The organism is Gilvimarinus sp. 1_MG-2023, assembly GCF_030548285.1.
On the sequence record NZ_JAUOSC010000119.1, the window covers coordinates 1 to 475 of the forward strand.

The 475-nt window shown below is 51.4% G+C and carries 1 pseudogene; it reads right to left on the minus strand.

Annotated features, from left to right (window positions below):
* Positions 1-104: 104 nt before the first annotated feature.
* A pseudogene (locus Q4563_RS15990) lies at positions 105-475 on the minus strand (glycosyl transferase); the annotation flags it as partial.

Below are 475 nucleotides of genomic sequence, written 5' to 3' on the forward strand. Positions count from 1 at the left end.
CCACTAGGAGACACTCTGACTCTGAAGCCGTATCAGACCGTGTGGCTCACCAGTTGAAGCAAGCGTCGCTGGTGAGTGGTTGACTCACCAGCGACGTCGTGTTGTCAGGACTGGATATTATCTTCCTCAACGGCTTCGTAAAGACGATCGAGAATATCCGGGATGGCGGAAATAACGCGATTCCAGCTTGGGATAAACGGAGTTTCCATTGGGTTTTCGAGGAAATAATCACCGGCAGACATAATATTCTCTGCAAACAGTTCGACCGCGGCCTCTTCCTGGTGGCGGTCCAGTGTCAAACCGTTCATCAGAGCATCGTTGTAGTAGGTTTCAACAAAATCCAGTGCGACCCGGAAATAGGTTGCCTTGATGGTGCGGAAGGTTTCGTTGGTGAAAACCTCGCCCTGGGTGGCCAGTTTGCGGAAGATAGCCTTGCAGATATCGGTACTCATTTTGGAGAGGCCCAGCGCTGAAT